The sequence below is a fragment of the Roseixanthobacter psychrophilus genome, assembly GCF_043195195.1.
GTDB lineage: Bacteria > Pseudomonadota > Alphaproteobacteria > Rhizobiales > Xanthobacteraceae > NCEH01.
The window spans coordinates 21,579-39,251 of the sequence record NZ_JBAFWT010000002.1 but is presented as its reverse complement, the minus strand read 5'-3'; the positions used below and the strand labels follow the sequence as shown (position 1 = coordinate 39,251).

Annotated in this window: 20 protein-coding genes; 18 read left to right on the top strand and 2 right to left on the bottom strand. The window is 64.5% G+C overall.

Annotation, left to right across the window (positions count from 1 at the left end; genetic code table 11):
- Window positions 1–6: 6 nt before the first annotated feature.
- The 8 genes from V5F77_RS02460 to V5F77_RS02425 are packed head-to-tail and all read left to right on the top strand — an operon-like array spanning window position 7 to window position 4,915.
- Window positions 7–1,032, top strand: a complete 1,026-nt coding sequence (locus V5F77_RS02460; protein WP_429003735.1) for a major capsid protein — start codon at window positions 7–9, stop codon at window positions 1,030–1,032.
- A 3-nt stretch (window positions 1,033–1,035) separates the two neighbouring features.
- The gene (locus V5F77_RS02455) at window positions 1,036–1,350 is read left to right on the top strand and encodes a head-tail joining protein (RefSeq protein ID WP_429003734.1); all 315 of its coding nucleotides are present in this window, start codon (window positions 1,036–1,038) and stop codon (window positions 1,348–1,350) included.
- Window positions 1,347–1,862, top strand: coding sequence for a hypothetical protein (locus V5F77_RS02450; RefSeq protein ID WP_429003733.1), 516 nt, complete (start codon window positions 1,347–1,349; stop codon window positions 1,860–1,862). The genes V5F77_RS02455 and V5F77_RS02450 overlap by 4 nt, the downstream gene beginning before the upstream one ends.
- A 9-nt stretch (window positions 1,863–1,871) precedes the next feature.
- Window positions 1,872–2,087, top strand: a complete 216-nt coding sequence (locus tag V5F77_RS02445) for a DUF2635 domain-containing protein (RefSeq protein WP_429003732.1) — start codon at window positions 1,872–1,874, stop codon at window positions 2,085–2,087.
- A 5-nt stretch (window positions 2,088–2,092) separates the two neighbouring features.
- Window positions 2,093–3,592, top strand: coding sequence for a phage tail sheath C-terminal domain-containing protein (locus tag V5F77_RS02440; protein WP_429003731.1), 1,500 nt, complete (start codon window positions 2,093–2,095; stop codon window positions 3,590–3,592).
- 9 nt (window positions 3,593–3,601) lie between these two features.
- Complete coding sequence (locus V5F77_RS02435) at window positions 3,602–4,243, top strand: hypothetical protein (RefSeq protein ID WP_429003730.1); 642 nt, start codon at window positions 3,602–3,604, stop codon at window positions 4,241–4,243.
- Entirely contained in the window at window positions 4,243–4,614 is a 372-nt protein-coding gene (locus tag V5F77_RS02430) for a phage tail tube protein (RefSeq protein WP_429003729.1), read from the top strand. The genes V5F77_RS02435 and V5F77_RS02430 overlap by 1 nt, the downstream gene beginning before the upstream one ends.
- Before the next feature lie 10 nt (window positions 4,615–4,624).
- Window positions 4,625–4,915: a phage tail assembly protein gene (locus tag V5F77_RS02425; RefSeq protein WP_429003728.1), complete on the top strand. Its 291-nt coding sequence runs from the start codon at window positions 4,625–4,627 to the stop codon at window positions 4,913–4,915.
- Window positions 4,916–5,065: 150 nt separating this feature from the next.
- On the opposite strand, the gene V5F77_RS02420 is transcribed toward V5F77_RS02425, so the two are convergent.
- A complete protein-coding gene (locus V5F77_RS02420; protein ID WP_429003727.1) occupies window positions 5,066–5,671 on the bottom strand; it encodes a BRCT domain-containing protein in 606 nt (201 codons plus the stop codon).
- A gap of 172 nt (window positions 5,672–5,843) precedes the next feature.
- Here V5F77_RS02420 and V5F77_RS02415 point away from each other — a divergent pair, with 172 nt between their 5' ends.
- Entirely contained in the window at window positions 5,844–6,284 is a 441-nt protein-coding gene (locus tag V5F77_RS02415; protein ID WP_429004031.1) for a YccF domain-containing protein, read from the top strand.
- Between the two features lie 83 nt (window positions 6,285–6,367).
- Here V5F77_RS02415 and V5F77_RS02410 read toward each other — a convergent pair whose 3' ends face one another.
- Window positions 6,368–6,562, bottom strand: a complete 195-nt coding sequence (locus V5F77_RS02410) for a hypothetical protein (RefSeq protein WP_429003726.1) — start codon at window positions 6,560–6,562, stop codon at window positions 6,368–6,370.
- Window positions 6,563–6,680: 118 nt separating this feature from the next.
- Here V5F77_RS02410 and V5F77_RS02405 point away from each other — a divergent pair, with 118 nt between their 5' ends.
- Genes V5F77_RS02405 through V5F77_RS02365 form a run of 9 tightly spaced genes read left to right on the top strand, consistent with a single transcriptional unit; the run spans window position 6,681 to window position 17,667 of the window.
- Window positions 6,681–7,433, top strand: a complete 753-nt coding sequence (locus tag V5F77_RS02405) for a hypothetical protein (protein ID WP_429003725.1) — start codon at window positions 6,681–6,683, stop codon at window positions 7,431–7,433.
- 32 nt (window positions 7,434–7,465) lie between these two features.
- Complete coding sequence (locus tag V5F77_RS02400) at window positions 7,466–9,214, top strand: hypothetical protein (RefSeq protein WP_429003724.1); 1,749 nt, start codon at window positions 7,466–7,468, stop codon at window positions 9,212–9,214.
- Window positions 9,214–10,329 (top strand): DNA circularization N-terminal domain-containing protein, encoded by a 1,116-nt coding sequence (locus V5F77_RS02395; RefSeq protein WP_429003723.1) that lies wholly within the window; start codon window positions 9,214–9,216, stop codon window positions 10,327–10,329. Before V5F77_RS02400 ends, V5F77_RS02395 begins: the two co-directional genes overlap by 1 nt.
- A complete protein-coding gene (locus tag V5F77_RS02390) occupies window positions 10,326–11,441 on the top strand; it encodes a phage baseplate assembly protein (protein WP_429003722.1) in 1,116 nt (371 codons plus the stop codon). The genes V5F77_RS02395 and V5F77_RS02390 overlap by 4 nt, the downstream gene beginning before the upstream one ends.
- The gene (locus tag V5F77_RS02385; RefSeq protein ID WP_429003721.1) at window positions 11,438–11,923 is read left to right on the top strand and encodes a phage baseplate assembly protein V; all 486 of its coding nucleotides are present in this window, start codon (window positions 11,438–11,440) and stop codon (window positions 11,921–11,923) included. Before V5F77_RS02390 ends, V5F77_RS02385 begins: the two co-directional genes overlap by 4 nt.
- Window position 11,924: 1 nt before the next feature.
- Window positions 11,925–12,380, top strand: a complete 456-nt coding sequence (locus tag V5F77_RS02380; protein WP_429003720.1) for a phage GP46 family protein — start codon at window positions 11,925–11,927, stop codon at window positions 12,378–12,380.
- 4 nt (window positions 12,381–12,384) lie between these two features.
- Complete coding sequence (locus V5F77_RS02375) at window positions 12,385–13,446, top strand: baseplate J/gp47 family protein (protein WP_429003719.1); 1,062 nt, start codon at window positions 12,385–12,387, stop codon at window positions 13,444–13,446.
- The gene (locus V5F77_RS02370) at window positions 13,439–14,158 is read left to right on the top strand and encodes a YmfQ family protein (RefSeq protein WP_429003718.1); all 720 of its coding nucleotides are present in this window, start codon (window positions 13,439–13,441) and stop codon (window positions 14,156–14,158) included. The genes V5F77_RS02375 and V5F77_RS02370 overlap by 8 nt, the downstream gene beginning before the upstream one ends.
- Window positions 14,155–17,667, top strand: a complete 3,513-nt coding sequence (locus V5F77_RS02365; RefSeq protein WP_429003717.1) for a non-contractile tail sheath protein — start codon at window positions 14,155–14,157, stop codon at window positions 17,665–17,667. The genes V5F77_RS02370 and V5F77_RS02365 overlap by 4 nt, the downstream gene beginning before the upstream one ends.
- Window positions 17,668–17,673 lie beyond the last annotated feature (6 nt).

The following is a 17,673-nucleotide window of genomic DNA, read 5'->3' as shown; positions in this document are numbered from 1 at the left end:
TTTTCCATGATCACCATGGACGTTTTCAAGCAGGACCTCTTCAGCGCCACCAGCCTCACGGCCGCGGTGGATAAGATCGGCTATGTGCCCGGCGTGCTCGGGAGCATCCCCGGCCTGTTCCAGCCGGTGCCCGTCCGCACCACCTCTGTGTTCGTCGAGGAGCGTGGCGACGGTCCCTTGCTGATCAACACCTCGCCCCGCGGCGCGCCGCCAGATCCCCGCCAGAAGGAAAAGCGGAAGGGACGCAGCTTCGATACGGTGCGGCTGGCGCGGAATTCGAAGATCCAGGCGAGCGAGCTGCAGAACATCCGTGCCTTCGGCTCTGAGACCGAACTCAAGCAGGTGCAGACCGAGATTGCCCGGCGGCAACTGCTGATCCGCAACGACCACGAACTGACCCTGGAGAATATGCGCCTCGGCGCCATCCAGGGCCTGGTGACCGATGCGGACGGCAGCGTGCTGTTCGATTGGGCGACCGAGTTCGGGCAGGCCATTCCCGCCGAGATCGACTTCGATCTGGACAACGCGACGCCGGCGACCGGCGCCGTGCGCAAGAAATGCAACACGGTGGTGCGGTCCATCCTGACCAACCTGAAGGGTATGGGTGGAGCCTCCGTGTCCATCGTCGGGCTGTGCGGCGATGCCTTCTGGGATGATCTCACCGGCCACCCAGAGGTCGAGAAGACCTTCCTGAACACGCAGTCCGCCGCTGATTTGCGCAATGGCTTCGGCGCGCCGTACCAGCAGTTCAATTATGGCGGTATCACCTGGATCAACTATCGCGGGTCCGATGATGGCGCAGTGTCGGTCGGAACGGAAAAGGTGAAGTTCTTCCCGGTCAACGCCGGCATCTTCCAGATTGCCTACGCCCCAGCAGAGACATTCGACTTCGTGAATACGCCGGGCCAGCCGGTCTATTCCTGGATCGTGCTGGACAAGGATCGCAACGCCTGGGCGGACGTCGAGGTCTACTCCTACCCGCTGCCGGTGTGTGTCGCCCCGTCCGCCCTGCATCGCGGCCGGCGGACCTGACCCATGGTTGATTTCTCGCGCCTGGTGCTGCGCCCGGCGATGCGGGTTTTCTCCCGCGCCGTCGTGTTCAAGCCCGCCGCCGGTGGCGAGCACCAGGTGTGTGGGATCTTCGACCGGGCTTATGTCCAGGTCCCTTCGGATGACGGGTCGGTGCAAGAGTCCGTCGCGCCCCGTCTCGGCATCCGTATTGATGAGTGGCCGGCGGTGCCGCTGCAGAAGGACCGTATCCTCATCGGCACGGAAACCTTCCTGGTCGTCTTCGCGGAACCCGATGGCCAGGGCGGCGCCACGGTGGTGCTGCGCAAGGTGACCGCATGAGCGAGTTGCGCGCGCTGCGCGATCGCACGGCGGACCGGCTCATTGCCGCCGGCATAATTCCAACCGTGATCCGCGCGCCCTGGCTGCCGGTCACGGCCGAGCAATTGCCGGCGCTGGCGATCACTGCGCGGCGCGCGCGGCTGGAGAGCGAGGGCCGGGCTAACCTCGGCGCTCCGAGCTTCCTCGCCCGGGCCACCATCATGATCGTGATGCGCCGCACGGCGGACGACGGCGAGCTGTTGGAAAACGCGCTGCTCGCCGATGAGACGGCCATCATCGAATCCCTGCTGAACGATGCCGATTGGCTCGCTGGGGTCGAGGCCGTGGAGACAGTGGAGACCACCCTTCGGCAGGGGGCGGAAAACGAACTGACCCTGTTCGACCTCTCGATAGAGATCACCGCCACGTGGCGGATGGATTACGGCGCGACCGGCACGGATCTCACATCGATCCGCGGGCGCCTGACACAGGACGGACCGGACGTCTTCGGTGCCGACCACCTGGACCAGTAGGAGCCCCCCATGTCCGAGAAGTATGTGAAGCCCGGCTCGCCCGGGGCCGTGGTCGTGCGCCCGGCCACCGGGCAGAAATTGCTCGAGGAAGGCGACTGGTGGCCGCACGATCAGTTCCTGATGCGCCGGCTGCGGGACGGTGACGTGGTCGAGGCCACGCCTCCGGTCGCCGAGGCCAGCCCTCCCACCGATGAGCCCGCGCCGGCCAAGACCGCGAAGGAGTGACGGCCATGCCTGTATCTTTCAACCAGATCCCCAGCAACTGGCCGCTGCCGCTCTATTGGGCCGAAGTCGATGGCAGCCAGGCCGGCGGCATCATCATTTCCGACCGGGCGCTCATGTGGGGCGTCAAGCTCGCCGCCGGCACGGCGCCTGTTGACGTCCCCGTGGCCGTCGGCGTTGCCGCCCAGGGCGCCGCTCTGTTCGGTGCCGGATCGATGGCCGCGCGCATGCTGACCGTCTTCCGGCGCCGCAATCCCTCCGGCGAGGTTTGGGTGCTGCCGGTGGCCGAGCCCGCCGCCGGCGTCGCTGCGACCGGGAGCATCGTTGTCGCCGCCGCCCCGACCGCTGCCGGTACGATCTTCCTCTATATCGCCGGACAGAGGATCTCCATCGCGGTGACCTCCTCCGACACGACCGCCACGACCGCGACGAAGATCGCAGCCGCGATCACCGCCGCCACGGATCTTCCCGTCACCGCCGTCGCCGCGACCTCTACCGTCACCCTTACCTGCAAATGGAAAGGCGAGAGCGGCAACGATATCCGGCTGGTGACCAACTACCGTGGCAGCGAGGGCGGCGAGGCGTTGCCGGCCGGCCTCTCGCTCACCATCACGGCAATGGCCAGCGGCACCGGTGCGCCGGATCTCGACACAGCGATTGCGAACCTGGGCGATCAGGAGTTCGACCACAGCGCTTTCCCATTCACCGACAGTGCATCGCTTGATGCCTTCCGGGATCTGATCGCGGCGCGCTGGGCGTTCGACCAGCAGATTTATGGCTGGGGCTTCTCCGCCAAGCGCGGCACCTACGCCGCCCTGTTGACCTTCCTCGCCGGTCGCAACGACCCGGCGATTTGCGTGGACATGGTCGAAACCACGGTACCGACGCCGGTCTGGGAGATCGCCGCCCTGAATGCTGCGGCGGCTGCGCAGGCTATCAATGCGGACCCCGCCCGGCCACTGCAAACGCTCCTGCTCACCGGCGCCCTGCCGGCGCCGCCGGAGGATCGTTTCACGAAGCCCGAGCGCGCGGCCCTGGCCCTGCAGGGTGGTTGGACGCACTCCACCACCAACGACAACCAGATCATGATCGAGGCGTCGGTCACCACCTACAAGACCAACTCCTACGGCATCGAGGACCGCGCCTATCGCCGGATCGAGACGCGCGCCACGCTCGCCCGCATCCTGCGGGAACAGCGAGCTATCATCACCAGCGAATACCCGCGCCACAAGCTGGCCAACGACGGCACGCGCTTCGGCCCGGGCCAGGCCATCGTCACGCCCAACGTCGTGCGGGCGCGGCTGGTCGCCCACTATCGCGAGATGGAGGACCGCGGCCTGGTCGAGAACGCGAAGGCGTTCAAGGACTATCTGGTGGTGGAGCGGGACAGCACCGATCCCGACCGCCTGAACGTGCTGTGGCCGCCGGATCTGGTGAACCAGCTCGTGGTCTTCGCCGTCCTGGCGCAGTTTAGATTAAATTATAGCACAACTGCAGATCTCGTTTAGGACGCAAGAATGAGTGAGCAAAAGACATGCTCAAAATGTTCTAATAGATTCCTCGCTACGCAAGACTATTTCCAACCCCTCAAGAAGAAGGGGAAAGTCTGGCTTAGCGCCGAATGTCGAGAGTGCCGCCGCCTTCGATTTCGAAAATATTACAGCGAAAATCGCGAAGGTATTGTGCGACGGTCTGTGGAGTGGGTGAAACTACAGCGTCTCTCAAGCGAAGAGCGCAGGGAAAGCGAACGATTATGGGCGCGCGAAAGCAAGCGTCGAAAATTGGCGGACCCGGCTATGCGCGCCGATCATAACGAGCGTGGCCGCAACTGGCGGAAAAATAATCCCGACTATAGGAACCGCTTCAAGCACGAAAGCCCGGAGCGTAAGGCGGCACGCACGATGGCGCGTTACGCACGGAAACGCTGCGCGATGCCACCCTGGGTCGATGATGAAACTATAGCGAGCGTCTACGAAAAGGCGCGTGCCACAACGCTATCGACCGGCGTCCTTCACGAAGTCGATCACATCTTCCCTTTGGCGGGAAAGTCGTCCTGCGGGCTGCATGTTCCTTGGAATCTACGTGTCATCCCGGCGTTGGAGAACCGATCCAAGGGCAACCGCCTTCCGCTGCCCGAGGAAATTGAGGAGATACCCTGATGGGAAAACGAGTTGCCGGCGTCTCCTACCTCAAGGTGGGCTCGACGCAATATCCGGTGCAGGAGCTGGAATACGACGTCACGCCCTCGACCCGCGAAGGCGTCGTCGGGCTCGACGGCGTGCACGGGTTCAAGGAAACGCCGAAGGTGCCTTACATCTCCGGCCAGATCACGACCGCGCCCACGGTCTCCATCGAGACGCTGCACGCCACCACCGATGCCACGGTGATGGCGGAATGCCCCGATGGCCGGGTGATCGTGATCCGCAATGCCTGGTACGCCGCCGAGGCGACTGCGGCGCCGGCGGAAGGCCGCGTCGCCTTCCGTTTCGAAGGTCTGTCCGGCGACGAGCTGATGCCGGCGAACGCCTGAGGAAGATGTAATGGAAAACGCCAAGGTAACCCTGAGCCGCCCGGTCACTTCCTTCGGTGAGAAGGTCAGCTCGTTCGAACTTCGCGAGCCCACCGGAAAGGAGGTTCGCCGCATCGGATCGCCTCTGCTCTTCAAGGAGGGCGGTGTCGATTTCGACATGGAGCGGGTCGGCCAGTATGTGGCGGTGCTGTCCAATCCGCCCCTGACGCCGGCCGCCGTGGACGACATCTCGGCGGGGGACTGGCTTCCGCTGGCGGCGGCGCTCGCCCCTTTTTTCATGCCATCGACGCCAGCGCCCTGATCGCGCTGGCGTTCGACCTCGCCCACGTCTGGAAGACGACGCCGGACCACTATCTGGCGAAACCACTTTCCGAGCTGCTCCAGGACGAAGCCGATACGCGGACCTTCCTGGAGCGCCTCGGAAAGTAACGTTGGTGAGAACAATTTTCGATCACAGATGCTTGCGCCAATGATCTTCCGAGACAATCGAAATGGGAAGCCCGGAGTCGCGCCACTCGACGGCTTGCAGGATCTTGTTTCCGAAGGTCGAATGCTTCCATGAGTCAGTAGCGTAAGATCCGATCACCAGAACGTTGGTTTTCTGTGTTATGCTACCAACCAACGCCCCTCGTTCCAAAACGGCGGCCTCGCAGCTCTTGCGTTGGCCAAAGTTGAACGTCCCGGTGAAGCAATATCTTTTACCCATGAACGTCAAAGTTGGCGCAGGGTCACACAGTGGAAGAGAAGTCGGTTTCATGACCTCGCCGAGTTCGAAGTTATTGTTCGTAAATCGGCTCAATGTATCGAGAAGTTCAATCTTTTCGCTTTCGTCTAGAATGCCGTCAGCCAAAATTTCCGAGACGCGTTGGTAAAGCACACTGATGATTGGCTGAGAACTGACGTCGTAATTCGCAGCGAGCCACTTTTGCAGGAATTCTACTTCGGCATGATTGATGACATCGTCCGCAATTAGACCGCGCGCGAGACCTATCAATTCATCGACCTGCCTGCTTGTGATGCGGTCATCATTCATCCTACGAAGTAAAGCGTCGTCCATGTCAATTCCCCCCTACGAATTTCTTGCAAAAGGTAACAGGGAGTGGACAGGAGTCGAGTCGGCTGTTCGTTGGACGACGGCGCTGGCCGTTGACGCGCGGAACCCGAAGTGCTCAACCTGAAGCTTCACAAGCATCGGGGTAAGGGGTAATTTCATGCGGACCGGCGCCAACATTCTTTGGTTTCTGCTGGGTGGATGGATACTAGCGTTGATATGGTGGGCGGCCGCCGTGTTGATGACGATTTCCATCATCGGACTGCCGTGGGCTCGGGCCTGCTGGGAAATCGGTCTGATGAACCTAATGCCGTTTGGGCGCGACGTAATCTCGCACTCTGAACTAACTGGAAGTAGCAGTGCTGGCCTCAAGATATTTCGACTTCTGGCTAATATCATCTGGTTACCGCTCGGCCTGATACTGGCCGTCGCACACATTATTCACGGATGCCTGATGTTCATAACCATCATCGGCATTCCGCTGGGCCTACAAGACTTCAAGCTCGCTGGAATATCGCTGTTCCCCGTTGGCAAGCGAGTCGTCTCCAAAGAACTCTTGACCGCAGCGCGAACCGCGAACGCACAAGATCAACTGGCGTCCTATCGCAAGACGCAGTAATGGCCTCTGCAATTGGGGCGACGAAAAAGGGCGGCTTCGGCCGCCCTTTTTTCATGAGCAGTGCGGCAGCCCCCATTACCGCCTCATTCGGGGGCCGAATGATCTTCCTCTAGGGGAAGCAAAGCGTGGGCAATCAGCCAGTCGCGCATGATGAAGCGGATGGCGTCTGCCTCAGACGGTATCGGTGATTGTTCCCGCCTCCATGCCTCGAGCGCGTCGATAATCTCTTGATCAAACGCAACAAGCTTCTTGAACGGGTACCGAAGAGGGCGGGCCATGAGAATATCCAGATATCCGTATTGACGCAATGAGGATATAAGGATATCTCTAAAGACAAGCCGGGGCAAGGCGGCAACCTTGCTCCCGGCTCTAACCCAACCATGAGAGGGTCTCTCAATGGATCAGGCTGCGGCAATTCCTAACACAACGCATGCACTGACGCCCGCTGACTTGAACACGAAGGTCAACCACGAACCGCGGATCTCCCACCGCCGTCTTGCCGAAGTTCTCGGCTACGGCGAGGTCCACAAAATGGGGCACCTTGTGGATCGTCATAGTGAGGCGCTGCAACGGTTTGGACCATTTCCGTCCACGGTGGACGGAAATGGTCAGAAGGGCCGCCCCGGTAAGACCTACTGGCTGAACAAAAAGCAGGCGCTTTATATCTGCACCAAATCCGAGACGGCCAACGCGACCGAGGTTACCATTCAAATGGTCGAGGTCTTCGACGCATGGCAGTCGGGGGATCTGGCCGAGGCTGCTCCGGATGTGGTCCCTGTTCGCGGGCATGTGCGCCGCCGGCCCAAGCCCGGCTTCGGCACCATCATCGCCAACACGGATATGCTGTACCCGTTCATAGAACGTGGTGACGAGCTGATTGTGGAATTCTGCTCGGACGTGAAGCTCGACGCGGTGACACCTTCTGCCCTGCTCATTCTGATGAACCCAGGGACCGGTCAGCCCGAACCCCATTGGGTCCATCGCAAGGGCACCCACGCCCTCACCCGGCCCGACGACGGGCGCCGGTACACACAGAATATCTTCGGTAGAGAGCGGGAGCTTGTTGCTTCCAAGTGGCCGGTGATCGGCCGGGTGATCGGCATCAACAAGCCGACCGGCGCCGAGCGCCATGCAGCGCTGACGCACTGAACATTCGAATGCCATTTTTCATGAGGTGAGCAATGGCCGGACCATTGGACATTAGAGGCGTCGCTGAGCTGTCCGACCGGGTGACACCCATCCTTCGGCAGATCAGCGCCAGCATGCGCCGTGTCGCCGGCGACCGGGCGTTTGACGGTTTGGCCGCGCAGGCGTCTCGGACCAGCGGCGCATTCGTAGGCGTGCGATCTGCCATCGGCCGTGTAGCGGTGAGCCTCGGCGCCCTTGGGGTGTCCTATGCCAGCGTCCAAGGCGCCGCAGTCGGGTTCGCTGGTATGACGGTGGGAAAGTTCGCCGCTTTAGGTGGTGGCCTCGCCGACGCGTCCGCCAAGATCGGCATGTCGGCCGAAAAGCTCCAGGAACTGCGCTATGCCGCGAAGAAGGTGGGTGTCGACTCCGCATCGATCGACACTGGCTTCGTGAAGCTTAACAAGGTTCTCGCTGAGACCCGGGCTGGAAAGAACAAGAAGGCCGCCGAATATTTCAAGGCCATGGGCATCAACATCAAGGGCATGAAACTAGAAGATGTTCTGCCGAAGATCTCCGAAGCCTTCATGAAGAACGGTAATTCGGCACAGCGCACCGCTGCATCGATGCTCCTCTTTGGCAAGGCGGGGGCTGACCTCATTCCGCTGTTGATCGGCGGAAAGGATGGCCTTGCCAAGATGGCGCAGAAGGCCAGGGACCTCGGTATTGTTCTGTCCGATGCCGACGTGGCTGCGGCCGATGAACTCGGAGACGACCTGGAAGACCTCGGCGATGCGGTGGGCGGGGTCGCTGTCCAGATTGGCGCGAAGCTGGCGCCGATCATCGGTCCCATTGTGAAGGACATGATCGAGTGGATGAAGGTCAATAAGGAATGGCTGGCCACCTCGATTGCGGACGCGGTGAGGGACCTCACGTCATACGTCAGGGACCTCGATTTCAAGGAGATCGGTCGGCAGATGCGGGAATTCGCCGCCAGCGCCGATGCGTTCGCGCAGAAGGTGGGCGGCTGGGGCAATGTGCTGATTGGCCTGGGCGCTATTCTAACGGCCGCACTTTTGGCGCCGCTGTTAAATTTCAGCTTAGGCCTAATCCGGCTGGCGGTAGATTTCGGCAAATTCGCAGCATCTGCCGCGGGCCTTCCGGTCATCCTCGGGCTCGGGCTGCTCGCTGGCGCCATTTACAATTGGAACGAATTCTCCGCCGCCATCGGTCGGGTCGGCGATGGATTCCGCCAACTGATGGACGGCAACATCATCGCTGGCGTGACCAACATGCTCGGCGGAGTTCTCGACGCTGGCGGGGCAGCGGTCAAGGGGGTCGTCAAGATGATCGGCGACGCGATCGGCGTCGATCTGAACAAGATGCTGGAAGAGGCCACACAGCCGCTCGTCGATCTGCTGAACAAGTACCTTGTCGGCCCCTTCATGGATGCCATCAACAAGGTCAAGGCGCTCTGGAATTCAATGACGTTTTCCGCGCCCAGCATCGCCCCTGCTGGCGCGCCGCGCGGATCGCCTCTCAACAACCAGAATACCGTCCCAGGCGGACAGCCCTCGACCTATGGCCCGGGCCGCAGCAACCCCGGCTATCAGCAGCAGGGCTCTTTGTTGGAGAAGGCCGCCCAGGCCGGCGTTATCCAATCGGGCGGCCAGCGCTCCGCCGCCACGCTCGATGTCCGCTTCAGCAATGCCCCGCCAGGCACCAAAGCGCAGGCCGATTCCTCCGGCCCGTTGTTCAGCGGCGTGAACATGAAGATGGGCTATGCCATGGAAGGCACCGGCTGATGGCCTACCGTCCCGCCTCGTTCCGCGGTGTGCGCTTCCACGTCCTCGACGCGTCAGGGGAAAAGGGCAAGCGCCTCGAGGTGAACGAGTTCCACGGCCGCGACGTCCCGTACACCGAAAGCCACGGGCGCAAGGCGCGGCGCTGGAGCTTCCGCGCCTTCCTGCTCGGCCCCGATGCCGGGGCGCGCGCGGTGGCGTTGGCGGTCGCATGCGAGGCCAACGGCGCGGGGCAGATCACCCTTCCGAGCGAAGGCCAGGTGCTGGTTGAATGCGAGACGGTGCGCCACAGTGAAAGCGTGGACGGCGGCCGCATGGCCGTGCTCGACCTGCAGTTTGTCGAGAAGGGCACCACGCCCGGCCTGATCGTCAACGTCCTGGCGGGCGCCGCCGGATTCGCGGCCGCGACTGCGGCCGTCCCGGTGATCAGCGGCATCTACACCGCCGCGCTCGGCGCGCTGGACCAGCTCGGCCAGTCCATCGTCAACGACACCGTGCTGGCGGTGACCGGCAATCTCGGCCAACTCCACTTCGTCGCCAGCGACAGCGCTGCACACGCCCGTTGCGCGCTCGGCATCCTGGACCTGCAGCAGTCCATCAGTCCGGCCACCGACGCCGCCGCGGCGCTGCCGATCATCATCGCCGCCCTTCGCGCCGCCGGCGCCGGAGCCGAGGTGTTCGCCGCACCGACATCCGCGCTCCCCGCCACCATCGAACCGGATGCCGTTTGTGTGCAGGACCTGGTGCGGCGGCTCTTCCTGATCGAGGAGGCGCGCGCGCTGATGGACCAGGACCTGACCTCGCGCGATCAGGCGGATGCGCTGCGCACCGCCATCACCGGCCGGTTTGATGCCGAGATCGATATCGCTGCGGTGGCGCGGCAATCCGACTTGTTGTCCACGCTGCGGACGCTGCACGCCAATGTCGTGCGGGATCTGCTGGAGCGCGGCCGTCCGCTGCCGCGTCTCGCATCGGTGACGCTGTCCCGGTCCTTGCCGGCGCTGGTCATCGCGCATCGCCTGTGGCGCGACGCCAGCCGGGCGGGCGAGGTGGTGGCGGAAACCGGCGCCCTGCATCCCGGCTTCATGCCGCGCGAAATCCGGGCGCTCACGGCATGATGCCGATTGACGACCTGCGGGCTTGGATCGCTATCGGCGACCGGGAATATGGGGGCTGGAAGACGGTCGAGGTGACGCGCGCGTTCGACGCCGCCGCGTCCACCTTTTCGCTCGCGGTGATCGATACGTGGGCCGAGGGCGGCCAGCAACTCGGGTGGCCCATCAACCTGTTCGACCCATGCACGGTGTCGCTCGGCGGGGTGCTGGCGATCACCGGCTATGTGGACCGCGTCGAGCCGGCCTATAACGCGACACAGCGCGGCATCCATGTGGCCGGGCGGTCCAAGACAGGGGACCTGGTGGACTGCAGCGCGGTGGTTCCGGGCGGTCAATTCAAGGGCTACAAGCTCGACGCCATCGGCAACCAGTTGTGCAAGCCGTTCGGCGTGGATGTGCTCGCCAAGGCGGACCTGGGCGAGACCTTTTCGGACGTCTCGGTTGAGCCCGGTTCGACGGTCTTCCGTACCCTGGATGACCTTGCGCGCTCGCGCGGCGTCGTGCTGCACGATGATCCCTCCGGGCGCCTGGTGATCGATGAGGCGCAGGAAAGCGATCCGGTCGCAAAGCTGATCGAGGGCGAAAACATCTTCGAGGGGCGCGCCGCGCTGACCGCCGAGGAGCGGCATTCCAAGATCATCGGCAAGAGCCAGGTGGCGGGCACCGATGAAATCTGGGGCTCCGACGCATCTGAGATCGGGGACGAGGTGGACGACGAGAGCGTGCCGCGCCACCGGCCGCTGATCGTCACCCCGGAAAAGCCCCTGACCATGAAGGACCTGCGCAACCGACTGGAATTCGAGCGTGCCGTGCGCGCCGGCAACGGGCTGGTGGCCGACATCACCGTGCTCGGCTGGCACGTCTCTGAGGGCAAGCTGTGGACGCCTGGCGACGCCGTGCAGGTGTCGAGCCCGTCGCTCTATTTGGACCGGACCCTCTACATCAAGCAGGTGACCCACAGCCAGGGCCAGGGGCCGACCTCGACCAAGCTGCAGCTCGTCCCCCTCAGCGCGCTGCGCAAAAAGGGCGGCGGGCAGAAGAAGAGCGGCGGTGGCAGCGATGACGGGAAGATCTGGGACGGCCCTCCGGTAGACAGCAAAACGGGTGTTGCATGAGGCAGTCACAGGCAGATGCCGGCCGCCGGGCCACACAGACGATGGCGCGCGGCATCCTCCGCAAAACCGACAGCACCAAGAAAATGCAGCGCGTGGACGTCTCCATTTTGAAGGACGAGCGCAAGGACAGTGTGGAGCATTGGGAACCCTACGGGTTGACGGCAGTGCCCATGGACGGCGCCGAGGCCCTTATCGCCTTTCCTTCTGGTGAGCGGTCGCACGCGGTGGTCGTGGCTATCGGTGACCGCCGGTACCGGCTGACGGGCCTGCAGTCGGGCGAGGTGGCCCTCTACGATCACCAGGGCCAGCGGGTGCTTCTTGGTGCGGCCGGGATCACGATCGAGAGCGCGAAGACGGTCACAGTGAAGAGCGCCGAAAAGGTGATCATCGAAGCGGACCGCATCTATCTCGGCGGCGAGGCCGGCGCGGTGGCGGTGATGACCGCGGCGGGCCCATCCACCCGCGTCTTCGCGAAGGTGTGACATGGTGGACATTCGCACCGATTGGAACCCCGACGAGCTCCAGTCCACATGGCTGCTCAAGGGCAGCGTGCTGGATACCGGCGAGGACCTGAAGACCGCTTTCATCATCTCCCTCATGACGGACCGGACGGCCGAGGACGACGACGTTCTGCCGGACCCCACCGACGATGACCGGCGCGGCTGGTGGGCGGATTGGCAGGCCTCTGAGATTTGGGGCGCGACACCCATTGGCTCACGCCTTTGGCTGCTACGCCGAGAGAAATGGACCGAGGACGTTCGCGCCCGCGCCGAGGACTATGTGCGCGAGGCGCTGCAATGGTTCCTGGATCTGAAGATCGGCACCCGCCTGGACGTCACCGCCACTCGCACCGAGATGGAACAAATTGAGGTGACGGTGGACGCCTATCGCGGATCCACCCGCCTGCTCGACCTGCGCTGGCAAACCCTCTGGAGCTGACCGCATGGCCTTGGATCTGAACACCCTGCCGGCCATCCGCCGGCAGGTGCGGGACGATATTGCCGCCCACCTGCCCGGCGCCGACGCCTCGGTCCCCAACTCCAACATGCGGGTGCTGGCGGACTCCAACAGCGGCCTCGCCGACGGCGCTTACCGATATCTGGAGACCCTCGCCCAAGAGCTCATGGTTGACACGTCGGTGTTCTGGCTCGACCGGCACGGGCGGATCTGGATCGGCCCGAAGCAGGCGGCCACGTTCGCCACCGGCACCATTGTCGCGCGCGGCACCGCCGGCGCACCGATCCTCGCCGGCACCGAGCTGCTCGCCGGCAACGTCATCGTCGAAACGACTGAGGATGCAGCGGCCTCTCCTGGCGGCGTCGTCATTGCCGCCCGGGCGACCGAGGCCGGCATCGGTGGCAATATTCAGGCGGGCGCGAGTGCGTCCTTCCGATCCGCTTTGCCCGGCGTCGAGGCGGCCGCTACCATCCCGGCCGACTGGACCGGCGGTGCGGAGACCGAGAGCGCCGAGAGCTATCGCGACCGCATCCTGCAACGCATTCGCAAGCCCCCGCAGGGCGGCGCCGACCATGATTATGTGGCCTGGGCGCGCGAGGTGGCCGGCGTGACGCGCGCATGGGGTACCTCGGAAATCGTCGGGGCCGCGACGGTGCGATTCCTGATGGAAGGTGTGCTCCCCGACGGCACGCCGCTCCGGCCGAACGGCATCCCGACCCTTGAAGATTGCGCGCTGGTGCATGCGCATATCGACCCCCTGCGGCCGGTGACGGTCAAGCGCCTGTTCGTGCTGCCGCCGATCCCCAATCCGGTGTCGTTCGCGATTTCGAACCTCGACCGGGACACGCCTACGGTGCGCGCCGCGATCGAGGCCAGCGTGCGCCGGATGCTGCTGCGTCGGGCCGAGCCGGGGAAGGCCATCTCCAAATCGTGGATTGCCGAGGCCGCGTCCGCGGCGCTGGGTGAAAACAGCCACGACCTTACTGCCTCCAACGTGCCGATGACCGCGGGCCAAATTGGCGTGCTCGGAACCATCTCCTATGTCTGACGCGCCCATCCGCCGCTCGGGTGAGGATTACGGCAATGCCCTGCTCTCGCTCCTGCCCGTCGGCGAGGCCTGGCCCCGCGACCCGCGCATGCCCATGGCGCAATTCTGCGCCGGGCTCGGTGAGATCTGGGGCCGCGTCGATGATGCCGCCTGGAACCTGGTGGACGTCGAAGCCCAGCCCCTCAGCACCTTCTTGTTGCTCCCGGAATGGGAGCGCATGGCTGGCCTGCCCAACCCCTGCGTCACCGAGCCGAGCACCATCGGCGAGCGCCGCGCCGCGCTGGTGGAGCGCCTGACGGCCGAGGGCGGGCAGTCGCGCGCCTACTTCATCGGGGTGGCGGCGCGGCTCGGCTATGACATCTCGATCGTCGAGCAAGCGCCCTTCATGTGCGGCCTGTCTCAATGTGGTGGCGAAGATCAGATCGGCTCCGAGGAAATCGCCTTCTACTGGTGGGTGATCGTCTCCGGGCAGCGGGTGATCTGGTTCGAAATGGGCTTGGGCCAATGCGGCCGCGATCCCTTCGCCCGCATCTCCTTCGCCTCCGATCTGATGTGCGTCTTCAACCAGTACAAGCCGTCGCACACGCGCATCGTGTTCTCGTACCCGCTGCTGATCGCGCCACCGCTGCTCGATATCGATGGCTGGCCGGTGGTCGAGGTCACCACTGAGCCGGACGCCACGTACCGCGTTGAGTTCTGGGAGGCCGCATGACCGTCATTTCGGGCCAATCCGATGGCGCCGGCGCGGGGTCGATTCTGATCCCCGCGACCCTTTCCGAAGGCACCTATCGCGTGCGCGCCCGGCAGATGCTTAACGGAGCGACAAGCGACTGGACGGCGGAACAGACGGTCTCCGTGCAGCCGCCCATCCGCAGGTTCGAACCGCTTTATTGGACGATCGACCTGCCGCTAACCGCATCGGGATCTCTCATCACCGTGGGTGACGATGGGCTACGGCTGGCCTGTACCTTGCGCACTGCGGCGGATGTGGTGGGCATGCGCTGGGAAAGTGAAGACCGCTGGTCGGCGCGCGGCCTCGCCTATTTTACGTCGGGAAATTACACCGGCTGCGTCCTCGATTTTCAGTTTGCCCTCACAGGCCTGCCACCGATCACGGACACCGCCGGCCTGGTGATGACGGTCACCGATGATGAGGCCGTGGACTATTTCGTGCGCCTCGCCAATTACATGACGGCCGGCGATGGCCAGAGCGGCCATATCCATCTCGATTTCACCGGGGCGCCGGTGCTGGGGGGCTTTGACCCCGAGGACGACGCCGAACGAACCGTGATCCCATGGCACCGGGTCAAGCAGATCTCGATCGGCGTTGCCGCCCCCGGCTACACCGGTGTGCCAGACCCCATCGAACCGGTGGACGTGCTTGTAGAGATCTCCAGCCTGACGGCCTCGGGGATCAACACCCACCTGCAGCGGCGACACAAGGCGACGGCGGTGCACGATCTGCGCATGACCGACGGCTATGACGACGCCTACAACCTGACGCCGGCGCGCATCGTCGATGGCATCTGGCGGCTCGGGTATCGCGACTGGTACGTGATTTATGTGGGGGCCTCCCACCTCCACGCGCTGGTCTATGACGATGGCGAGGGCCGCCTTGTCGTGGACCCTGCGCACCCGGTCAGCGGGCCGGCGCGCGCCTGGTTTGCCGATCTCTTCGCCCGGCTCACGGCGCGGGGCTTCCAGATCGTGGTCTCGCAGTCCTACGAGATCCTCGCCGACGTCTGCCCGACCGCCTGGCAGCAGCGGGATTATGCCGGCGCGCCCGCCCTCACCGGATGGACGCCGCCATCCACCCTGATCTCACCCAGCAGCACGGCAGCGCTGGACTATCTGCGCAGCGTCGCCGACTGGCTGCTGGGCGCCGTGGCAACCGCCGGCGGCGTGCTGCATTACCAGATCGGCGAGCCGTGGTGGTGGGATGGGTCCTTCGGCGGCGGTGGCCCGTGCATTTATGATGCGGCGACGACCGCGCTCTACACGGCCGAGACCGGACAAGCGGTGCCGACGCCGCGCATCACGAGCTCGACGCAGGCGATCGGCATCCATGCGGACTATCTCGCGTGGCTTGGCAACCGCCTCGGCGCCTCGACGCTGTGGCTGCGGGACGAGATGCGGACGGCGCATCCGGGCGTCACCGTCATGCTGCTGGTCTTCACCCCGCAGGTGCTGGCACCCGGCGCACCGATCCTCACCGCCATCAATCTCCCGGTGGCGAGCTGGAGCCATCCTGCCTTCGATATCGTCCAGCTTGAGGACTACGATTGGGTGACGGCCGATGATTGGGACCTGCACGACACGACGCTGTCCGCCGGCACGGTCTCGCTCGGCTACCCGCTCGACCACCTGCACTATTTCGCGGGGTTCAACCTGCTGCCGGAGGACGCCGCGGCGGTGTGGCCGCGCATCCTGCGCGCTGCGGATGATGGGTTCGCCTGGGGTGTCGCGGAGACGTTCGTGTGGGCGCGGCCGCAGGTGTGGCGCGACGGCTGGACCTATCCTTCCGGTGCTCTTCTGCCCAGCCCAGGCCCGAGCCCCGATCCTGGTCCTGACCCTGTCGAGCCCAGCTTTCCCGGTGATCTGGCGATGGTCGCCAATAGCTGGGGCGACGTCATGCTCTCCTGGTCGCCGGGCGACGCCGACCCGACGGACCATGTCTATGCGGTCGAGATCCTCGACGTCAGCGGCGCCGACGTGCTGCGCACGATCACCCTCGTCCATCCTGTTGCCGAGGCGGGGCGCGTGCGCTGCGCCTATCCCGTGGAAATGGGTGTGCCGGACTTCGATTTTCCGCCCACCTTCCTCGCGTGGCGCCTGCGGGTTGATGGTGCTGCGCTCGCGACCAGCATGGCGGGCGCCGTGCCGGTGGATGATGGCGCCTTCGTCGTCCGCGCGGTGGCCTTCGCCGGCCAAAGCAATGCGCTTGGCCATTTCACGACGTTGAGCGGAACGAACGGACGTAAGGATTTGGTCTCGGCCGCGCACTTCCGGCGCGACCTCGCCGCGCGCCTCGGGCTGCGCGATATCGAGGTGATCCCTCTGCAAACGGCATGGGGCTCCTCGGCGGCCGACCGGCACGCGGACGACGATCCGGTGTCCGGGGTTAATTACTGGTGGGATCTGGATGCCGGCACGCCCGGTCCCCGCATGACCGAGTTTCTCGCCGGGGTCGAGGCAGCGGGCTCCTTGGTCACCGACGTGATCTGGGGGCAAGGCGAAAACGACGTGAGCGCCTTCGACCCGGCGGCGACGCCGCGCTTCTCCTCGCCCTCGCGCTACCGGGCGACCACGGAGGCGATCTTCGCGCACATGCGATCCGCCCTCGGCAACCCGACCCTCAAGATCTGGTTCCAGACGCTCGGCCGCGCCTACTGGGGCGACCTGCCGGACCCGCCCGAGCCCACCGGGGCCTATTACAAAGCCGCCCGCGACGTCCAGGTCGCGATCGCGGCGGCCGATCCTTATGTGATGATCGGCTCTTGGACGCCGGGTGCCGAGACCATCGCAGGATATACGCCTGAGATCGGCAACCCCGGCTTCATCCATTATTCCAGCTCCGTCTATCACGCGACGGCGCTGGAGCTGTCGGAGGCGATCGCCACCGGCCTCGACCGGATTGCCTCGCCCCCCGCCTGGACCTTGCTCGCTACCCCGGCCAACCTCGCCGCGGACCGCGCCCCGTCATCCAGCGATATCGTCGTGACCTGGGACGCGTTGGCGGGCGCCACCTATCACCTGCGCAACATCAGCGTCACCACCGGCGCCACGCTCGCCATCGTGGACGTGACCGGCGGGAGCTGGACGTTCACGGCGGCGGCGCAAAATGCCGCCTATGGCTCGCTCGCCGGCTACGTCAACGTCAACGTCGCCCAGCTATCTGGAGCCATCCAGGGACCGGCCGCCGTGCTGGTGCAGGAGATCGGCGCGGGCGGCGGACTGCCGGCACCCACCGGCATCGCCGCCCATCACTCCGGTTCGGACCTGGTTGTCACCTGGGATGACGTCGAGGGCGCCAGCTGGAGCGTGCTCAACCGGAACATCACCAACAATGCGGTGCTCACCACCGTGACCGTCACCGATCCCACGTGGACCTTCACGAGCGACGCCATGACGGCCGTGTACGGATTTCCGACTTCGGGTCTCTACGTCGAGGTGACGCGGGTCGGCGGTGGCATGGCGAGTTTCATCGGCACGGTGCCCTGAGAGGAT